General features: G+C 70.7%; 18 protein-coding genes. 15 read left to right on the top strand and 3 right to left on the bottom strand.

Annotated features, from left to right (window positions below; translation table 11 throughout):
* Positions 1-6 precede the first annotated feature (6 nt).
* From clpS to E2F48_RS00335, 4 genes are all read left to right on the top strand, one after another.
* Positions 7-315: an ATP-dependent Clp protease adapter ClpS gene (gene clpS, locus E2F48_RS17440; protein WP_133402057.1), complete on the top strand. Its 309-nt coding sequence runs from the start codon at positions 7-9 to the stop codon at positions 313-315.
* Between the two features lie 6 nt (positions 316-321).
* Entirely contained in the window at positions 322-888 is a 567-nt protein-coding gene (locus E2F48_RS00325) for a DUF2017 domain-containing protein (RefSeq protein ID WP_133402058.1), read from the top strand.
* 82 nt (positions 889-970) lie between these two features.
* Positions 971-1888, top strand: coding sequence for a glutamate racemase (gene murI, locus E2F48_RS00330; RefSeq protein WP_133402059.1), 918 nt, complete (start codon positions 971-973; stop codon positions 1886-1888).
* Positions 1885-2682 carry an MBL fold metallo-hydrolase gene (locus E2F48_RS00335; protein ID WP_133402060.1) on the top strand — a complete coding sequence of 266 codons (798 nt, stop codon included), beginning with the start codon at positions 1885-1887 and terminating at the stop codon, positions 2680-2682. The genes murI and E2F48_RS00335 overlap by 4 nt, the downstream gene beginning before the upstream one ends.
* A 117-nt stretch (positions 2683-2799) precedes the next feature.
* On the opposite strand, the gene E2F48_RS00340 is transcribed toward E2F48_RS00335, so the two are convergent.
* Positions 2800-3483, bottom strand: a complete 684-nt coding sequence (locus E2F48_RS00340) for a LuxR C-terminal-related transcriptional regulator (protein WP_133402061.1) — start codon at positions 3481-3483, stop codon at positions 2800-2802.
* A gap of 246 nt (positions 3484-3729) precedes the next feature.
* On the opposite strand from E2F48_RS00340, the gene E2F48_RS00345 reads away from it, so the two are divergent.
* The 6 genes from E2F48_RS00345 (at position 3730) to E2F48_RS00370 (ending at position 8781) form a co-directional block, all read left to right on the top strand.
* Positions 3730-4968 carry a hypothetical protein gene (locus E2F48_RS00345; RefSeq protein ID WP_133402062.1) on the top strand — a complete coding sequence of 413 codons (1239 nt, stop codon included), beginning with the start codon at positions 3730-3732 and terminating at the stop codon, positions 4966-4968.
* Positions 4969-5070: 102 nt separating this feature from the next.
* Positions 5071-5814 carry a class F sortase gene (locus E2F48_RS00350; RefSeq protein WP_246018442.1) on the top strand — a complete coding sequence of 248 codons (744 nt, stop codon included), beginning with the start codon at positions 5071-5073 and terminating at the stop codon, positions 5812-5814.
* Positions 5815-5982: 168 nt separating this feature from the next.
* On the top strand, positions 5983-6759 hold the full coding sequence (gene rph / locus E2F48_RS00355; RefSeq protein WP_133402655.1) for a ribonuclease PH: 777 nt from the start codon (positions 5983-5985) through the stop codon (positions 6757-6759).
* Positions 6752-7399, top strand: a complete 648-nt coding sequence (rdgB, locus tag E2F48_RS00360) for an RdgB/HAM1 family non-canonical purine NTP pyrophosphatase (RefSeq protein ID WP_133402063.1) — start codon at positions 6752-6754, stop codon at positions 7397-7399. Before rph ends, rdgB begins: the two co-directional genes overlap by 8 nt.
* Before the next feature lie 45 nt (positions 7400-7444).
* On the top strand, positions 7445-8116 hold the full coding sequence (locus E2F48_RS00365; protein ID WP_133402064.1) for a DedA family protein: 672 nt from the start codon (positions 7445-7447) through the stop codon (positions 8114-8116).
* The gene (locus E2F48_RS00370) at positions 8113-8781 is read left to right on the top strand and encodes a GNAT family N-acetyltransferase (protein ID WP_133402065.1); all 669 of its coding nucleotides are present in this window, start codon (positions 8113-8115) and stop codon (positions 8779-8781) included. Before E2F48_RS00365 ends, E2F48_RS00370 begins: the two co-directional genes overlap by 4 nt.
* Here E2F48_RS00370 and E2F48_RS00375 read toward each other — a convergent pair.
* The gene (locus tag E2F48_RS00375) at positions 8762-9376 is read right to left on the bottom strand and encodes an HAD family hydrolase (protein ID WP_133402066.1); all 615 of its coding nucleotides are present in this window, start codon (positions 9374-9376) and stop codon (positions 8762-8764) included. The genes E2F48_RS00370 and E2F48_RS00375 overlap by 20 nt on opposite strands.
* Positions 9377-9470: 94 nt before the next feature.
* Here E2F48_RS00375 and E2F48_RS00380 point away from each other — a divergent pair, with 94 nt between their 5' ends.
* Positions 9471-10460, top strand: coding sequence for a 3'-5' exonuclease (locus E2F48_RS00380; RefSeq protein WP_133402067.1), 990 nt, complete (start codon positions 9471-9473; stop codon positions 10458-10460).
* 54 nt (positions 10461-10514) lie between these two features.
* Here E2F48_RS00380 and E2F48_RS00385 read toward each other — a convergent pair whose 3' ends face one another.
* Positions 10515-11564 (bottom strand): ADP-ribosylglycohydrolase family protein, encoded by a 1050-nt coding sequence (locus tag E2F48_RS00385; protein ID WP_133402068.1) that lies wholly within the window; start codon positions 11562-11564, stop codon positions 10515-10517.
* A gap of 117 nt (positions 11565-11681) precedes the next feature.
* On the opposite strand from E2F48_RS00385, the gene E2F48_RS00390 reads away from it, so the two are divergent.
* From E2F48_RS00390 to E2F48_RS00405, 4 genes are all read left to right on the top strand, one after another.
* Positions 11682-12653 carry an aquaporin gene (locus tag E2F48_RS00390; RefSeq protein ID WP_165968653.1) on the top strand — a complete coding sequence of 324 codons (972 nt, stop codon included), beginning with the start codon at positions 11682-11684 and terminating at the stop codon, positions 12651-12653.
* 109 nt (positions 12654-12762) lie between these two features.
* On the top strand, positions 12763-13923 hold the full coding sequence (locus E2F48_RS00395; RefSeq protein ID WP_133402070.1) for an exonuclease SbcCD subunit D: 1161 nt from the start codon (positions 12763-12765) through the stop codon (positions 13921-13923).
* 89 nt (positions 13924-14012) lie between these two features.
* Complete coding sequence (locus E2F48_RS00400; protein ID WP_133402071.1) at positions 14013-17078, top strand: AAA family ATPase; 3066 nt, start codon at positions 14013-14015, stop codon at positions 17076-17078.
* A 64-nt stretch (positions 17079-17142) separates the two neighbouring features.
* Complete coding sequence (locus E2F48_RS00405) at positions 17143-18474, top strand: MFS transporter (protein WP_133402072.1); 1332 nt, start codon at positions 17143-17145, stop codon at positions 18472-18474.
* Positions 18475-18575: the final 101 nt, after the last annotated feature.

An 18575-nucleotide genomic window follows, 5' to 3' on the forward strand; every position in this document is an offset into this window, starting at 1 on the left:
AGGTACATGACACTTGGCACTGCTTCCGATACCCGTGTGCGGGACGAGGCCTCGACCCGTTCCGAGGCCGGCCTTGACCAGCCGTGGGTCGTTGTGGTGTGGAACGACCCGGTGAACCTGATGACCTATGTCAGCTACGTCTTCCAGACCTACTTCGGTTACAGCGAGTCCAAGGCGCGCACGCTGATGCTCGAGGTTCACGAGCAGGGCAGGTCGGCGGTGGCCACCGGCAGCAGGGAAAAGGCCGAGCGGGACACCGTCGCCATGCACTCCTTCGGGCTGTGGGCCACCTTCGAAAAAGCCGGAAGCGAGTAGGGCCCCATGGCGAAACCCTTCAAGTCGACCCGCCGCGGGATCACCGGGCATTTCGAGCCCGGCGAGGTGCGTCTGCTGGGCAGCCTGTTCAGCGACATCATCACGATGCTCGAACCGGACACCGCCCCCAGCACCGATCCGCTGGCCGCGATGGTCGGCGTGGACGCCGAGGCGGCACGGCCGGAGGATTCGGCGCTTCAGCGGCTGCTGCCCGACGCTGTGCGGGACGACGACGTCGAGGCGCTCGAGTTCCGCCGGCTCACCGAGCGCTCCCTGCGGGAGCAGAAGATCGGGGCGCTGCGCAGCAGCGCCCTGCTGATCGAGAACAACCCGGTGACCCTGAATCCCGAGCAGGGGCGGCTGATGGCGCAGGCCTTCAACGATGTCCGGCTCGTGCTTGCGGACCGTCTGGGGATCGAAACCGATGAGGACGCCGCCCGCCTCCACGGGATCGACGACTTCGCCGACGCCGAGGACGTCGAGGCGTACCTGGCCCTGGTGTACAACTTCCTGACCTGGCTCCAGGAGTCCCTGCTGCAGGCGCTGCTCAGCAGCACCCGCACCGCCCGGTAGCCGGGAGCTCCCGCAGGGTGTGATGGATCCCACGCGGAATCCGTTAGTGTCCGGGCGCGACACGCCCTATTCTCAGTAGATTATGAGTTCAGAGCCTGCGGGAACACCGCCCTCGAGCAAGACCGGGGCGCCGATCGGTATTTTCGACTCCGGAGTCGGCGGCCTGACGGTCGCCCGCGCCGTCATCGACCAGCTGCCGAATGAATCGATCCTCTACGTGGGCGACACGGCCAACGGCCCGTACGGGCCGCTACCGATCGCCAAGGTGCGCGCCCACGCGCTCGCCGTCATGGACGAGCTCGTCGACTCGGGCGTGAAGCTGCTCGTCATCGCCTGCAACTCGGCCTCCGCCGCAGTGCTCCGCGACGCCCGGGAACGCTACACGGCGAGGTACGGCATCCCCGTGATCGAGGTAATCCAGCCCGCGGTCCGGCGCGCGGTGGCCGCCACCCGCAGCGGGGACATCGGCGTCATCGGAACCGCGGCGACCATCGGCTCGCGGGCCTACGAGGACACCTTCGCCGCCGCCCCGCACCTGCGGATCACCTCGGCCGCCTGCCCGGAGTTCGTCGAGTACGTCGAGGCCGGGGTCACCGCCGGGCCCGGGCTGCTCTCGGCCGCGAAGCGCTACCTTGAGCCGCTGAAGCGGGCCGGCGTGGACACTGTGGTGCTCGGCTGCACCCACTACCCGCTGCTGACTGGAGTCATCTCATACGTCATGGGGGACAGCGTCAGCCTGGTCTCCAGCGCCGAGGAGACCGCCAAGGACGTCTACCGCGCCCTCGTCTCCCACGACCTGCTCAGCAGCGGCACCGGTCCGGCGGTCCACCGCTTCCTGGCTACCGGTGACGCCGAGAGCTTCGAGGTCCTCGCCCGGCGCTTCCTCGGTCCCGAGGTGCTCAGCGTCCAGCACGTCGACCACGTCGCCGCGCAGTACCCGACGGGAAGCCTGGCGAGGATCACTCCGGACATGATCACGGCCTCCGGCGGCCCGCGATGAAACTGACGATCGTGGGCTGCAGCGGCTCCTTCCCCGGCCCACAGTCGCCTGCGTCGTGCTACCTGATCACCGCCGAGGCCGAGGGCCGGACCTGGCGCATCCTGCTTGACCTCGGCAACGGCTCCCTCGGGGCCCTGCAGCGGTACATGGACCTGCGGCAGATCGACGCGGTCTTCCTGAGCCACCTCCACCCCGACCACTGCATGGACCTATGCGGGCTCCACGTCGCCGTCCACTGGGACCCCGCCGGCTGGGGCCGGGCGCGGATCCCCGTCTGGGGGCCGGCTGCGACGGCCGACCGCATGGCGACCGCGTACGGCCTGGCCCTGAACCCGGGCATGCACGAGGACTTCGAGTTCCACTCCTGGCAGGACCGCACCGAGGTCCGGCTCGGCCCCTTCAGGATCACCCCCTACGCGGTGCTGCACCCGGCCGAGGAGGCCTACGCCCTGCGCATCGAGGTCAGCGAGCCGAACGCCGAGGGGGTCCCCGAAACCCGCGTGCTGACCTACTCGGGGGACACCGACTCGTGCGAGGGGCTCATCGAGGCGGCGGCGGAGGCCGATCTCTTCCTGTGCGAGGCCGCGTTCCAGGAGGGACGCGACGACGGGATCAGCGGGGTCCACCTGACCGGCCTGCGTGCCGGGGAAATGGCGCATGCCGCCGCCGCCAAGCGCCTGCTGCTGACCCACCTGCCGGTTTGGAACGACGCCAATGTCTCGATCTGCGAGGCGCGCTCGCGCTACAGCGGCCAGCTCGCGGTCGCCGTGGCCGGAGTGTCCTACACGATTTAGCCGGCGCCCTCCCCGGCCGGGCGGTGCCAACGGAGGGGCGGCGGTTGCACCGGCCAGCGTGCTGCCGGCGCCTGGACCACAGCCTGGCGGCCTGGTCCCGCACCAGTCCCGTCCGGCTTACTTCGGGACCTCCCCGGGGGGCACCAGGGTGAGGCCCGCCTGGACCGCCTGGACGGCGATCTGGATGCGGTTCTCCACCCCGAGCTGCTGCCGGATCCGGGCCACCGCCGCCTTGATCGTCGCCTCGCTCACATGCATGGGACGGGCGATCTGCGCATTCGTCCGACCGGCCATGATGCCGCGCAGGATCGTCTGGTCGCGCGGGGTGAAGGCCTTGAAGCGAAGCGCCAGCCGAGGGTCGGCGGACGCGCCGCCGTTGGTGCGGCGCGGGGACCGGCAGGAGCTCACCGTCCCGCCACGATGCACGATCCGCAGGGCGGCGGCGATGTCCTCGAGGGTGTCGCCCCGCACCAGGTATCCGGCGGCGCCGGTCCGGAAGGCGGCATCCGCCGCGGTGGGGGAGGGATCATCCGAGAGAATGAGCACCTTCGGCGGCCCGCTCAGCTCCGAGAGGGCGGCGACGGTGGCCGGCATCGCCGTGTCCTTGATTCCTGCCTCGAGGATGACGAGGTCGGGCCGTTCCGCCCGGACCCGCTGGAGTGCCTGGCGGCCCGTCGAGCTCACCCCGGATAGGTCGATGAACCCCGAGGCCTCGAACAGTCTTTCGAGACCGAAGTCGGTGAGGTAGTCGGCTCCCGCCAGATGCACGCTTACGCGCTGATGTACCCGAATATGCGTCATTCGTCTTCTCCGCCCCCAAACGGTACCCCCAATGGGGTAGTCCGCCCACCCTATCGGGTGAACCGGCCCAACTAGCAAGGTTACTTAGTAACTATTCGGCACCATCGGTCTACCGGATTGGTTATTACAACTAGCCGACCGGACGTGTGGCATGGAAACAAGTCGTCGTGGTGTGAGTCTCACGCACCACCGTCTCGCCCTCTCGGGTCTCCTGAGGGCTCCTTCGTCTCGAATCTGGGGATTTTCATGACCACTCGTAACCGCCTGCTCGCTGCAGGTTCAACCGCCGCACTGGCCGCCGGGGGCCTCTTCTTTTCCGCCGCTCCGGCAACCGCCGCACCCGTGACACCCGAGTGCCTGTCCGCGCAGGCCGAATTCCTTGCAGCCCTTGAGCTCGCCGGCGTCAACGCCGACGTCCTCGCCGAGCTCAACCTCGCACTCGAGGACGTCCTCACCGCCCAGGCCGACCTTGACGCCCTGGTGGACGGCCAAGGCGCGGTCGTCGCGGACCTCCTGGCCGACCTGGCGATCCTCGAGCGTGACCTGGCAGCTGCTCCACAGGTCGAAACCGATGCCCGTGCCGCCCTGGCGGCCGCCCAGGGGGCCATCGTAACCACCCAGGGTGAATTCGATCTGGCAACCGGGCTCCTTGACGACGCCGAGGACGAGTTGGCCACCGAGGGCCCCGGACTCCAGCTCCTTCTTGAGGCTGCCCTCAAGGCGCAAGTGGATGCCCGAGAGGAGCTGCGCCTCGCGAACCTCGAGCTGGCCGCCGCGGTGGAAACCGAGGACCCTGCGGACAACATCACCGCCCAGGCGCGGGTCGACGCAGCATTCGATGGCCTCGACCTTGCAGATGAGGCCGTCATCGAGGTGCAGGCCGACCTCACCGCTCTCACCAAGGCCGTCGCCGATGCTCAGGCCCGCCTCACAGCAGCCACCACCGCCCTGAATGCCGCACTTGCGGTGAACCTCACGGCACTCCAGGCCGCGATCGATGCCGCCGTCCAGCTCCAGGTGGACCTGCCTACCGAGATCGCGGAGCTGCAGGCCGAGATTGCCGCCGCCGGAAACCTGGACCTCGAGGCCGTCGCCGACGCCACGGCGAACCTCAACGCCGCCCTCGCCGCCCTCGTCGAACTGCAGATCGTCCTGAACGCCACCGCCGTCGACGTCACGGAGCTCGAGGCGCTCTTCGATGCTTCACTCGGCGCCTGCGGGGTCGGCGTCGGAGGCCCGGGAACCGTCGTCGTCGACGTCGACATCGTCGTCGGGCCGGGCACCGGCGGCGGGACCGGCGTCGTGATGCCGGCCGGCACCGGCGGCGGGCAGACCGTCAACCGCGGCATGAACGTCCAGACCGCCGCGGAGACCGAGGCGGCCGGAGCCGCTGAAGGCCTCGGCCTCGCGGGTCTGCTCGCGGGCGGACTCGGCGTCGCTGCGGCAGCCTTCGGCATCCGCCGCAAGGCCCGGCACACCAACTAGTGGAGCGGCTCCCGCCGCGCCTGCGGCGGGAGCTGTACCCTGTGCGGAGGTACCGGTCCCTCGTGGACCGGTACCTCCGTCCCAGTGAAAGGCTTCAGCAGCATGGCACCCCAGGCGCACCCCGACGAGCTCCCGGCTACCGAGCCGTCCCGGTCCGATGACCGGAAGCAGCGCACGTCCCGGCGCCGGCGCACCCTCGTCCTGCTGGTGTCCTCGGTTGCGGCGCTCGTGCTCGTCCTGCTCGTGCTTCTTCCCCCGCTGCAGCAGGGATCGTCGGCGGCCGATGACGACCGCCCCAGCTCAACGCCCTCTCCGGCCCCATCGGTAACCAGCGCCCCTGCCTCTCCCAGCGCGGCGCCCGCCGCGCCCCCCGCCAAGGCAGCCGCCGGACCGGCCGCCGCCGCTCCCACCCACATCACGGTGGAGGCAGCCGGCATCGACGTCGCCGTGCTCCCGCTGCAGCCCACCGCCGCTGAAGTGGCGAGCCAGTCGATCGTCCCTCCCTTCACCGACGACGGCTACTGGCTCGCCTCCTACGGGACGCCGGGCGCCGGATCGGTCAACACGACCTACATCACCGGGCACAGCTGGGAGGGACGGGAGGCGCCCTTCGACCGGTTCAGCACCTCCACGGAAGTCGGAGACACCGTCACTGTCACCACGAAAACGGGCACGCTGCGCTACACCGTCGACTCGATCACCACCCATGACAAAGACACCCTGAAGACCAGCGACATCTGGAACATCACCCCGAACCGCCTCGTCATCATCAGCTGCTACACCGAGGACCCCTGGGGCAAGAACGTCGTGGTGACCGCCTCGCCGGTTCCACCGGCCGCGGGCTGACCGGCCGTCCGGCCCATCCCCGGAACCGTGTCGGGACGCGGCGGCGGCCCCGGCAGCTGCCCGACCCTGCCCGTTCCCTGGCCGTACCGCGCCGCCGGGCCGGGCGCGCCGCCGGTTTAGACTGGCTCCATGAGCCCAGCCGATCCGCACCCCGCCCCATCCGCCGCCATGGCCGCCCCCGATGGCGCCACGCCCGCCACGCCGACCGTGCGGCGGGCCGACGGCCGCACCCCTGACCAGCTGCGGAGCATCAGCATCACCCGGGGCTGGTCGAACCAGGCCGAGGGCTCGGCGCTGATCGAGTTCGGCAACACCCGCGTGCTGTGCACCGCCTCGCTGACCAGCGGAGTCCCGCGTTGGCTCAAAGGGGAGGGGAAAGGCTGGGTCACGGCCGAGTACGCCATGCTGCCCCGGGCCACCAACACCCGCTCCGACCGCGAATCCGTCAAGGGGAAGATCGGCGGGCGCACCCACGAAATCTCCCGCCTCATCGGCAGGTCGCTGCGCTCGATCATCGACACCAAGGCGCTCGGGGAGAACACCATCGTGCTCGACTGCGACGTCCTGCAGGCCGACGGCGGCACCCGCACCGCGGCGATCACCGGCGCCTACGTGGCGCTTGCCGACGCCATCCGGTACGCCAAGGACAAGAAGCTGATCCCGGCCGGGGCCAAGCCGCTGATCGACACGGTCGCCGCCGTCAGCGTCGGCATTATCGACGGCGTCCCCATGCTCGATCTCCCCTATGTCGAGGACGTGCGCGCCGAGACCGACATGAACGTCGTGGTTACCGGCTCGGGGAAGTTCGTCGAGGTCCAGGGCACCGCCGAGGGTGCGCCCTTCGACCGGGCCGAACTCGACGCGCTGCTCGACCTGGCGCTGATGGGCACGGCCCAGCTCACGCAGATCCAGCTCGACACCCTCAAGGAAGCAGCCGGTGCCTGAGCAGGTGCACCGGCTGGTGCTCGCGACCCGCAACCAGGGCAAGCTCCGCGAACTCCGCGAGCTGCTGCGCGGACAGGTTCCCGGGCTCGACGTCGACACCCAGGTCGTTGACGCCGAAACCGCGGGCGCTGCCGACGTCGTTGAAAACGGCGTCACCTTCGAGGAGAACGCCGTGCTCAAGGCGCGCCAGACCGCGGCGGCCACGGGGCTGGTGGCCGTGGCCGACGACTCCGGCCTCGCCGTCGACGTCCTCGGCGGAGCGCCAGGGATTTTCTCGGCCCGCTGGTCCGGCCGCCACGGCGACGACGCCGCGAACCTCGAGCTCCTGCTCGCCCAGCTGGCGGACATCGGCCCGGAGCACCGCGGCGCGGCCTTCCACTGCGCCGCGGCGCTCGCCGTGCCCGGCGGTGCCGTGCACGTAGAGCTGGGCGAGCTGCGCGGCACGCTGCTGACCGGGCCGCGGGGCACTGGCGGATTCGGCTACGACCCGGTGCTCGTTCCCGAGGGGCTCGACCGGACCTGCGCCGAGCTCGCCCCCGAAGAGAAGAACCGCATCAGCCACCGCGGCCTTGCCTTCCGGGCGCTGCTGCCGCACCTGGTCCGGGTGCTCGACGACGGCCGGGATGGGGTCCGGTCCTGAGGGTTTTTGGCGGCGGTCGCTGGACATAGGGCAGACTTGAGAGCGATGACTATTTTTTTGCAGCAGGGCCTGACCACCGCGTCCGACGGATCCGCGCTCGGCGGGGTCGCCGAGTGGGCGGTGAACGTCATGGAGACCATCGGTGCTCCCGGTGCCGGCCTCGCGATCGCCCTGGAGAACCTTTTTCCCCCGCTGCCGAGCGAGGTCATTCTTCCGCTCGCCGGATTCACGGCGAGCCGCGGCAACTTCACGCTCTTCGAAGCGATCTTCTGGACCACCCTCGGCTCGGTGGTGGGCGCCTACGCGCTCTACGCACTCGGTGCGGCACTCGGCCGCCGGCGCATGCGCGCGATCGTCGCCCGGGTTCCCCTCGTCGACCTTGAGGACGTCGACAGGGTGGAGGCCTGGTTCGCCCGCTACGGCTACCGCGCCGTCTTCTTCGGCCGGATGATTCCGCTCTTCCGCAGCCTGATCTCCATTCCGGCCGGGATCGAGAGGATGCCGCAGGGGAAGTTCCTGCTCCTGACCGCCGCAGGCAGCCTCATCTGGAATGTCATCTTCGTCCTGGCCGGGTTCTACCTGGGGGAGAGCTGGCACCTCGTGGAGCGGTACGCTGACACCTTCCAGAAGATCGTGATCGCCGCAGTGGTCCTCGGCGCCGCCTACTTCATCATCAGCAGGATCCTCAAGCGCCGCCGGGCGCCCGACGCGCGATGAGCGGCACCTCCGGCCAGCGTCGCCTGGCGGAGGTCTGGCCGCTTTTCGGGCTGTCGATCCGCACCCCCCGGCTCATCCTCACCCCCGTGCGCGATGAGCAGTTGCCCGGCCTCGTCGACGCGATCCTCGCCGGCATCCACGCCCCCTCGGTCATGCCCTTCGGCGTCCCGTGGACCGATGCGCCCCGGGACACCCTCATCCGTGAAAGCCTCAAGTACCAGTGGAGCCTCCGGGCCGCCCTGAGTCCTGACGACTGGACCATCAGCTTCGCGGTCCAGCACGAAGGCCGCGTCATCGGCGTTCAGGACCTCTCGGCCCGCCGGTTCTCCCTGCTGCGCAGGGTGAGCACCGGCTCCTGGCTCACCTCGGCCGAGCAGGGCAAGGGGCTGGGCAAGGAGATGCGCGCCGCCGTCCTGCAGTTCGCCTTCGACCACCTCGGGGCGGAGTCCGCGGCCTCGGGCGCGGCAGCCTGGAACCGCGCCTCCCTCGGGGTCTCGGCCGCGCTCGGCTACGAACCCAACGGCTCGGCCCTCATCGAGGCCCGCCCCGGCCAGGCCGACGAGCATCAGCTGCTGCTGCTTGCACGGGAAGATTTCCGCCGCCCGGAGTGGACGGCCGCCGTCGAAGGCGTCGAGGCCGTCCGGCCTATACTGGCAGGCGCCTGAGCTCGCGCGAGAGGTCGGTCTCCCGTAGGTGCAGCCGGGCGTCGATTCCGAGGCCGCGTGCGGCCTCGATGTTCGCCGTCGAATCGTCGATGAACAGCACCCGGCCGGGCTCCGTGCCCAGTTCGGCGAGGACATAGGAGAAGATGGCTCCGTCAGGCTTGATCAGGCGCAGCGACGAGCTGAAAAACAGCTTTTCGAAGTGTCGGGTCCACGGAGCTCCGCTGAAGTGCCCCACCATGGGGGCAGGCATGTTCGAAAGCAGCGCCAAGCGTGCGCCGGAACCGGACAGTTCATCGAGCACGTCAAGGGTCTCAAGGTTGTAGTGCGACCACTGGTTGGCATCCAGGACATCGAGCCATGAAGCACGGGCGTCGCTGACGGCCTGTCCGGTCACCCGCGACCAGTACCGCACGGGGGGCAGGTCTCCGGCGTCGTAGCGGTCGCGGTGCTGCCAGTAGGCGGATGAGCGCTCCCGCAGCCCCGGAACGCCGGCCTCCTCCTCGAGCCGGTCCCAGTCCTCGCTCGTGGGCTCGGTGGAGATCACCATTCCGTAGTCGAAGAGGTACCACTGCGGGGGAGAAAGGAAACCGGGCATGGTCCAGCCTACGGCCCCCCTGCGGTTCCCGGCACGCCAGCGGGGTGAACGTTGGGTGAACGGGTTTCCCTTTCGCTCCGCGTACCCTTGAGGGGTGGGAATTGAGTTCACGGCGATCGATTTTGAAACAGCTAACGGGTTTCGGGGCTCGCCCTGCGCAGTGGGACTCACCAAGGTCCGGGACGGACGAGTCGTTGACGAGGCCTCCTGGCTGATGCGCCCGCCCGCCGGCCACGACTACTTCGATTCCCGCAATACCGCCATCCACGGCATCACCGCCGACCAGGTGGTCACCGCACCCCGGTTCGGCGAGCTGTTCCCCGAGATCGGCGGCTTCATCGGCGGGGACATCCTGGTTGCCCACAACGCCGCCTTCGACCTCGGAGTGATCCGTTCGGCGCTCGAAGTGTCGGAGCTCCCAGGACCCGGCTGGGACTATGCGTGCACCGTGATGCTCTCGCGCCGCAGCTATTCCCTGGCTTCCTACTCACTTCCGTTCGTTGCGGAGGCGGCGGGGGTTCCGCTGGTGAACCACCACGATGCGGTGGAGGACGCGCGGGCCTGCGCGGGCATCCTCGTCGACATTGCCCGCCGCAGCGGCGCGTCGACGGTTGAGGAGCTGATGATTTCGCACCGCCTCCCGCTTTCCCGGGCCGAGCCGTATGAGCCCGGTGTCGACGAACTGTCAAAGGCCACCCGGACGGCGCTGGAGCGCGGCGCTGCGGCAGGGTGGGCCGGTTGGCCGGAGGAGGGCGACAACCCCGCGCCTAACCCGGCCGCCGATGCGAACCACCCCCTCTACGGGCAGACCGTCGTCTTCACGGGCGACCTTGGCATGTCCCGTCCGCAGGCGAAGGAACGGGCGGCTCGGGTGGGGGCGCAGCCGGCCAGCGCGGTCACCCGGCGCACCACGGTGCTGGTGGTCGGCGACGGATTCGTGGCCTCCGATCTGCGCAACGGCCGCGTCACGGGCAAGGCGCGCCGGGTGCTCGAACTCCACGAGCGCGGCCAGCAGATCGAGGTGCTCTCGGAGGCGGAGTTCCTGCAGATGATCGGCGGTCTCTGGCCTGTCGGCAGCCAGTAGGCCCCGCCGCAGGTTCACCCCGGCGGCCGGTCCCGCCACCGCGGGGCGGGTCGGCTACTCGCCGGTTGCCGCCTTGATGAGGGAGGAGCCCACGGCCCGGATCACCTCGGTGCCGTCCAGGCGGTCGAGCCACGGCCGGGGCAGGGCGGCCTCCCCGTACAGTGCTCCCAGGATGTTCCCGGTGACCGAGCCGGTCGTGTCGCTGTCTCCGTCGTGGTTCACGGCCAGGACGACGCCGGAGGTGAAGTGTTCGGCGGGGTCCGGCCGGGCGGACGCCAGCGCGGCATAGACGGCGATCGAGAGTGCCTCCGGGGCGAGCCATCCGTGGCCCAGCTCGTCGGGCAGCCGTTCGGGCGCGACAGGACCACCGGCGGCAAGGGCGGCCGCAGCCGTGAGGCTCCCGGCGAGCTCCGTATCGCCCAGGAATCCGGCGTGGGCGGCGGCGGACTGCACGGCGGCCTCAAGGTCGAGCCCGTCGAGGGCCAGGGCGCGGATGAGGTGGCTGAAGACGGCGGCGGCGGTCTGCGCGGCGGGATGGCCGTGCGTCAGGGCGGCGGCGTCGAGGGTCAACCGGTCCGCCATCTCCCCGGGGATCCGGGGCACCAGACCGAACGGAGCGGAGCGCATCAGCGCCCCGGATCCCTTGGCCTGTGGGTTGAGCGGACGCTTCCGGGTTCCCATGACCCCGGTGAGCAGCCCGGTCAGGCAGGCGTTGCCGGGGTCCCTGCGGTGGTGCAGGACCTCCTGGGCGTCGATCCACCGGGGCGGCGGAACCGGCGCGGGCTCCGGAGGGGTTTCGCCCTGCGTGGCAAGCCAGCGCAGGTAGGCCAGCCAGAGAATGGCCATCTCGTCGGCCGACACGCCGTCATTGGCCCATTCGAGCGCTTCGACGAGTCCGTCGACCGTGTACAGGGTCAGCTGGGTGTCATCCGAGAAGACGAACGGCGAACCGTCCTCCGGCGGAGCGGTCACCCCGCCGGGGCCGAACCGGGTGCGGATCGCCTCGAGGCTGTCGCGTTCGACCGTGTAGCCAAGGGCGTCTCCGAGTGCGCCGCCGAGCAGACTCCCGGAGACCCGCTGGGGGTAGGTTGCGTGGTGTGCCATCGTTCAAGTCTAGGTCCGCCTAGGATGGGAGACTGGACGGCTGTGCGCCGCCGCCCGGGAGCGCGAGCGAGGGTGGCGGGTACAGCCGAAGGCCCCAACCGAAGGACGCACTGCCCTATGTCGCATGAAATCCATCCCTACCTGGACGCCGGACCAGACCGGACCGGAGCACTGCCCCTGCGCTCCTACGGCCCGGCGGCCCGGACTGCCGCCGAGGCGGTCGGCTCGTTCGTCGTCGTCCTCACCGGACTGGGCGTCACCATGCTCAACACCCAGTCCGGGGTGCCTCCGACCCTGGCCTTCGGATTCGCGCTGCTCGCGGCGATGATCGCCTTCGGCTACATCTCCGGCGGGCATTTCAACCCCGCCGTCACCCTCGGCTCGGCCGTCGCCGGCCGCACAGGTTGGGGCTCGGTGCTGCCCTACATCCTGGCCCAGCTGGTCGGTGGCCTTGCCGCCGCCGGCTTCCTGTGGCTTCTGCTCAGCGCGAACTCCCAGCTGACGGACGTCAACGGACTCTTCGCGGCGGCCTCCAACGGCTTTGAGGAGCATTCGGTGGCGCAGTTCCCGCTGAGCAGTGCGTTCCTGGCCGAGGCCGTCTGCACGGCCATTCTCGTCGCCGTGTTCCTCGGCGCCACTGCCCGGCACGCGGGCCGGAGCACCGCACCGTTCGCGGTCGGCCTGACCTACGCCTCCCTGCTCACCCTGCTGCTCCCGGTCACCAACGGCGGGCTCAATCCGGCACGATCCACCGCCTCGGCCCTGTTCACCGGTGACTGGGCGCCCGCCCAGCTGTGGCTGTTCTTCGCGGCGCCGCTCGTCGGAGCGGTCATCGCCGGCCTGGTCTTCCGGAGCTTCGACGCAGCCGGCCGGAGGTCCGCCGCATCGGCGGCGCCCAGTGCGGCCGCCGGGGCCGCCGATGCCGCTCCGTCCGTCTCCACCGGGACTGCCGGCGCCGGCATCGGAGCTCCGGTCATGGGACGACCCGCTCCGGCGGCACCCCCAGCCGGTCCTGCGGCTCCTGCGGGTTCCCCGGACGACGTGCGCTCCTTCTTCGACAAGGGACCCGGGACGACGGGCCGCAGCTGACAGCCTCCCCGCAGGGAAGCGGGCGCCGGGATACCCTTTCGGGGCGGAATTTCCCCGGTGCCCGCGCGGTGCCCGCAGGAATGTCCGGGGCGGGCGGTAGCGTAAAAATATGCTGATACTCCACACCTCGGATTGGCACCTCGGCCGTTCCTTCCACGGAGCAGGAACCCTCGCGGCCCAGCGGATGTTTCTGGACAACCTCGAGAAGACGGTCCGTGACGCCCAGGTGGACGTGGTACTCGTTGCCGGGGATGTGTATGACCGGGCCCTGCCCGGGGTGGATGTCGTCGCGCTCTTCGACGAGGCGCTCGACCGGCTGCGCGGGGCGGGCGCCGAAGTGGTCATCTCGAGCGGCAACCACGACTCCGCGACCCGGCTGGGCTTCGGCGGCCGCATCCTCGAACGTGGGGGAGTGCACCTGCGGACCCGCACCGAGGACATCGGGCGGCCGGTCACCTTTCCGCTCGGTGCCGGGGCCGAACTCGCCGTGTACGGCATCCCCTACCTTGAGCCCCGGGTCGTCGCGGGCGCCCTGTCGGTCGAGCCGACCCACTCAAGCGTCACCCGTGCCGCCGTGGGCCTGATCCAGGAGGACCTGCGCCGCCGGAGGTCCTCCGGCACCGTGCACTCGGTGGTGATGGCCCATACCTTCGCCAGCGGCGGCATCAGCTCGGACAGCGAGCGGGAACTGGCACAGGGCGGGCTCGGCGCGGTACCGCTGGACCTGTTCGATTCCTTTGACTACACGGCGCTGGGCCATCTGCACGGGCAGCAGAAGCTTTCGCCCACGGTGAGGTACTCCGGTTCTCCGCTTGCCTACTCCTTCTCCGAGGCCCGCCAGACCAAGGGTGCCTGGCTCGTGGAGATCACCCCTGCGGGACTCGGCCAGGTGACGCCCGTGCAGTGGCCGGCGCCCAAGGAACTCGCCGTGCTCAAGGGCCGTATCGAGGACCTCCTGAGTGATGAGTCACTCACCTACGCCGAACACGCGTACTGCTCGATCACCCTCACCGACGCCGAGCGTCCGCCGCGCGCCATGGAGCGGCTCCGCGCCCGCTTCCCCGACACCCTCGTCCTCGCCTTCGAGCCCGAGGGCGGGCACACCGGTGACCTGCGCACCTACAGCCAGCGCATCGCCGCGGCGACGAACGACGCCGAAATCTGCTGCGGGTTCCTCGAGCACGTCCGCTCGCGGGAGGCCTCACCCGAGGAGCGGGAACTCCTGGCCGCAACCGTGGACGCCGCCCTCAGCCTTGCCTCCGAGCGGTGAGCCGCCGGTGGTGGGACCTAATAGATGACCAGCCCAGGCAATGACCGGCCCGGAAGCAGCCCAGTGAACAGGAACAGGGGAAACGCAGCGTGAGGATCTCCCGCCTTGAAATCCAGGCCTTCGGCCCCTTCGCCGGGCGGCAGGTCGTGGATTTCGACGCGTTGAGCGCCCAGGGCCTGTTCCTGCTCAACGGCCCGACGGGTGCGGGGAAGTCGAGTGTGCTCGATGCGATCTGCTACGCGCTGTACGGATCGGTGCCCGGAGTCCGGCAGGGCGCCAAGCGCCTGCGCAGCGACCATGCACCCGTCGGGCTCGCTCCGGAGGTCGAGCTCGAGTTCACCGTCGGCGCGCGCAGGTTCTCGGTCACCCGGTCCCCGCAGTGGGAGCGGCCCTCGAAGCGCGGCGGCGGAACCACGACCGAGCAGGCCCGGACCCTGCTTCAGGAATTCGTCGACGGCGCCTGGGTGCAGAAGTCCGCCCGCAATGACGAAGCCGCCCTCGAGTTGCTAAACGTGCTGGGCATGGACAAGGAACAGTTCACCCGGGTGGTGATGCTGCCGCAGGGTGAGTTCGCTGCCTTCCTGCGCGCCGATGCCGGTTCCCGGCGCGAGCTGCTCCAGCGCCTGTTCTCCACGGATCGGTTCGAGAACATCGAAAAGCTGCTGAGCGACCAGGCCGGCCAGGCGGCTTCCCGCCTGGCCGGCGCGGAGGACGGACAGCGGCAGACCATCCAGCGGGCGCTCGACGAGGCGGCACGGCACGGAATCGAAGCCGATCCTCCGGCCGACGGCGGGCCCGCGCCGGGCGGCCAGGCGGTCGTGCAGGCGCTGCTGGAAGCCGTCGCTGCCCGTTCCGCCGAAGCGGCGGCGGCGGCAGGCCGGACGGCACAGCAGCTGGAACAGGACAAGGCGCGCTACTCCGGGCTCGCAACGGCTCGGTCACGGGCGGTCGCGCTCGAGCGGCACCGTACCGCGCAGGCCGACCATGACGCCGGCGCCGCGGCGGTGGCGGCGCTTGCCGCGGCCGTGGAGCGGCACCAGGAGGCCCGCCTGCTGGCCGGGGTCCTCGACGCCGCAGAAGACGCCGGCCTGGAACACGATGACTGCCGTACCCGCTACGACAGCGCCATCCATGCGCTGCGGGCCGACGGCACCGCGGCCGCCTACCTCATGCGTGCCGATGACGGCGCCGACGCCCTGTTCGATCTGGAGCCCACTTCCGCCCGGCTCGAGGCCGCGGCCCGCGCCGCGGCCTCGGAGCTGGGGGTGCTGCAGGCCGCACTGCCCGACGAAGACAGGCTGCAGGGACTCAACGACCGGATCCGGGACATCTCGGCGGAGCGTGCCTCACTGGCCGACCGCACCACCGGGCTTGAGGAGCGGCTGGGCCAGCTGCGCGCGGACAAGGCACTGCTTGAGCAGGAAGCCGCAGGGCTGAGGGAAACCGCGGGGCAGGAGACCCGGTGCGCCGAGGCGCTTGAGGCTGCCCGGGCGCTTGAGGCCACCATCGCCGAGCATGCGCAGGCGGAGCAGCGGCGCTCGGTGGCCGAGACGAAGTACACGGCAGCACACGAGGAGCACCTCCGCCTCAAGGAAACCTGGCTGAACCGGCTGCAGCTGCGCCTTGAGCAGGCCGCCGTCGAGCTCGCCGGCCAGCTCGAGGACGGCAAGGAGTGTGCTGTCTGCGGCAGCCTCGAGCACCCCGCCCCGGCCCGGGCGGGCGCCGACGAAAGGGTGACCCACGCCGACGAACAGGCGGCCAGGGAGGCCCACGCAGCGGCGGAGGAACGCCTGAACGAGGCGCGGGCACTGCGGGACGCCGCCGTGCTTGAAGCGGCCCGGCTCGCCGCCCTCGGCGGTGAACGGGACGCGGCCGTTGCCCGGGAGGCGACACATCAGGCGCAGGCCCGGCTCACCGAGGCGCGGCGGGCCCAGCAGGAGCTTGAGAATGCAGCGGCACGGATCGACGCGCTCGTCGCCAGGGAACAGCAGATCCTCGCGCAGCAGGAGGACGCGGGCCGGGCCGCCGCCGAGGCCGCCGCCCAGCTGCGGAGCCTTGAGGACCAGGCCGGGGAACTCGCAGCGCGCCTCGAGCACCACCGGGGCGGTTTCGGTACCCTCCACGAGCGCGCGTCGGCGGTCGATTCCGCCCGTGCCGTGCTCGTCGCGGCCCGGGAGGCCCTCGAGGCCCTCGACCGGGCCGCGGGGCGCAGGGACAAGGCCGGAAGCGCCCTCGCCGACGCCCTCGCCGGCTCCCACTTCGACGGGGCCGCCGCCGTCCGGGAGGCCCTCCTCGACGCGGAGGCGCTCGAGGAGAACCTGCGCCGCATCCGCGCCCATGAGGCGGCGGGGCACCGGCTCGAGGCCGAGAGGGAAAGCCCCGACATCACCGCCGCCCTTGAGGACGAGGCCGAGGGCCGCTCCGTCCCCTCTGAGGACGAGGTCGAGGCCGCTGGCCGCGATTACACCGCGCTGGGGGAGAGGGCGGCCGACGAGGCCGTGGCCGTGCGGCTGCTTGAACAGTCTCGAACCCAGCTCGAGTCCTACAACGCCCTGCTGATGGAACAGGAGGCGGCCGTTGCGCCGCTGCGGGAGCGGCACGCGCTGCTGCGCTCGGTGGCCGATGCCGCCCGCGGCGGCGGCGAGAACCGGTACAAGATGCCGCTGAGTACCTATGTCCTCGCGTCACGCCTCGAACAGGTCGCCGAGGCCGCTACCGAACGGCTGCTGGCCATGACGGACGGGCGCTTCGCCCTCGTGCACAGCGACGCCCTGGCCGGGAACAAGAAGGCCGGGCTGGGGCTGAGCGTCATCGACGGGTGGACCGGAAACCGCCGCGACACCTCGACGCTCTCAGGTGGGGAATCCTTCATGGCCTCCCTGGCCATGGCGCTCGGCCTCGCCGACGTCGTGCAGCAGGAGGCAGGCGGCATCGACATCGAGACGCTTTTCGTCGATGAGGGCTTCGGCTCGCTCGATGACCAGGCACTGGAACAGGTGATGGACGCCCTCGACGGCCTGCGCAGCGGAGGCAGGGTCGTCGGCCTCGTCAGCCACGTCGCCGAACTGAAACTGCGCATCCCGGCCCAGCTCCAGGTCCATAAGGACCGGGAAGGCTCCCGCCTGGAATTTGTGGATCAACTCCAGATGGTGTAGATTCGCTCAGTTACCGGGTAGGGCGCATCGGGAGGAGGGACGATGCGCAATTCCAAGCACCCGGATGACAATGAACGCGATCCCTTCCCTCAGTCCCGCCGCCGAACGTTCCCCCGCCGCCCTTGAGCGGCCCCGCCGGTTTGGCCGCTTCGGCCGCCTCCCGCAGCTGGCCGGCACCTCCTTCCTCTCCGTCGGGTTCCTGGCACGACTGCCCCTTGCCATGCTGACCGTCGGTGCGCTGACCATCGTAACCTCGGTCAGCGGCTCCTACGCGCTCGGGGGGTTCGCGGCCGGCGCCGTCGGCATCGGCTCCGCCCTCGGCGCACCGATTCTCGGCTTCCTCGCCGACCGCTTCGGCCAGCGGGTGGTCCTGCTGCCGGCGGCCGCCCTCAATACCGTCGCCATCGTGGCGCTGGTGGTGCTCGCCCTTTCCCTCACCGGGACCGCCGCCGCGGCCGCCGTCCCCGTCCTGGCCGCGGCCTTCCTCACCGGGTTCACCTCCCCCCAGATCGGGCCGCTGGCGCGGGTGCGCTGGGTGGCGATGACGGGCAGGCCCGCCGACCTCGACACGGCCATGTCCTACGAAAGCACCGCCGACGAGCTGACGTTCGTCCTCGGGCCCGCCCTGGTCGGCCTCCTCGCAAGCCTCGCTGCCCCCTGGGTCCCCCTGACCCTTGCGGCGGTGCTGACCCTGGCCATGGTGAGCGCGTTCGCCGTCCACCCGACCGGCCGCCTGGTCGGATCCCCGCGCGGCCGCTCCCAGGCTCAGGAGCCGGGGCCGGCCGTGACCGGCCGGCGGTCACGCCTGCTGATCTCCATCCCCGTGCTGGGCATGGTCGCGATGGGCACCTTCTTCGGGGGGACCCAGACGACGCTTACCGCCTTCGCCGGGCAGTTCGACGCCGCCTCCGCCGCAGGGCTGCTCTACGCGGTGATGGGGCTGAGCTCGGCTGGTGCCGCCCTGTCGGTGGCCTTCTGGCCCGCCACCTTCGCGCACTCCTGGCGGTGGATCGCCTCGGCGGCCGGCATGGTCGGCCTGGCCGCGCTGCTCTTCCTGCCGTCGGGCATTCCGGCAATGGTGGTCGTGCTGTTCCTCCTCGGCATTTCCGTCGGCCCGACCATGGTTTCGATCTTCAGCATCGGGTCGATGGTGGCACCCCGGCGCCTGCTCGGCACGGTCATGACCCTGCTCGCCAGCGGCATCGTCGCAGGGTCCGCCCTCGGCTCCGCCGTCGCCGGATCCCTCGCGGAGAGGGTGGGAACCGGGGCGGCCTTCGCGGTGCCGGTGCTGGCGGCCGCAGCCTTGCTGGTTCTCGGACTGGGCGGCGCGGCAGGACTCCGGGCGCACCGCCGATCCGTCGACGCCGCCGCCCCTTCCGGCGCCACGGACAGCTGACGCGCGGACACCCCGCCGCTTGCCGCGAGTCCGGCGCGGCCGCCTGACCTGCGGCAAACGGCCCGCGGAATCTCCCCAATCGGGGGAGGTCTGCGTATGAT

It is taken from the genome of Arthrobacter crusticola, from assembly GCF_004357995.1.
Lineage (GTDB): Bacteria > Actinomycetota > Actinomycetes > Actinomycetales > Micrococcaceae > Arthrobacter_D > Arthrobacter_D crusticola.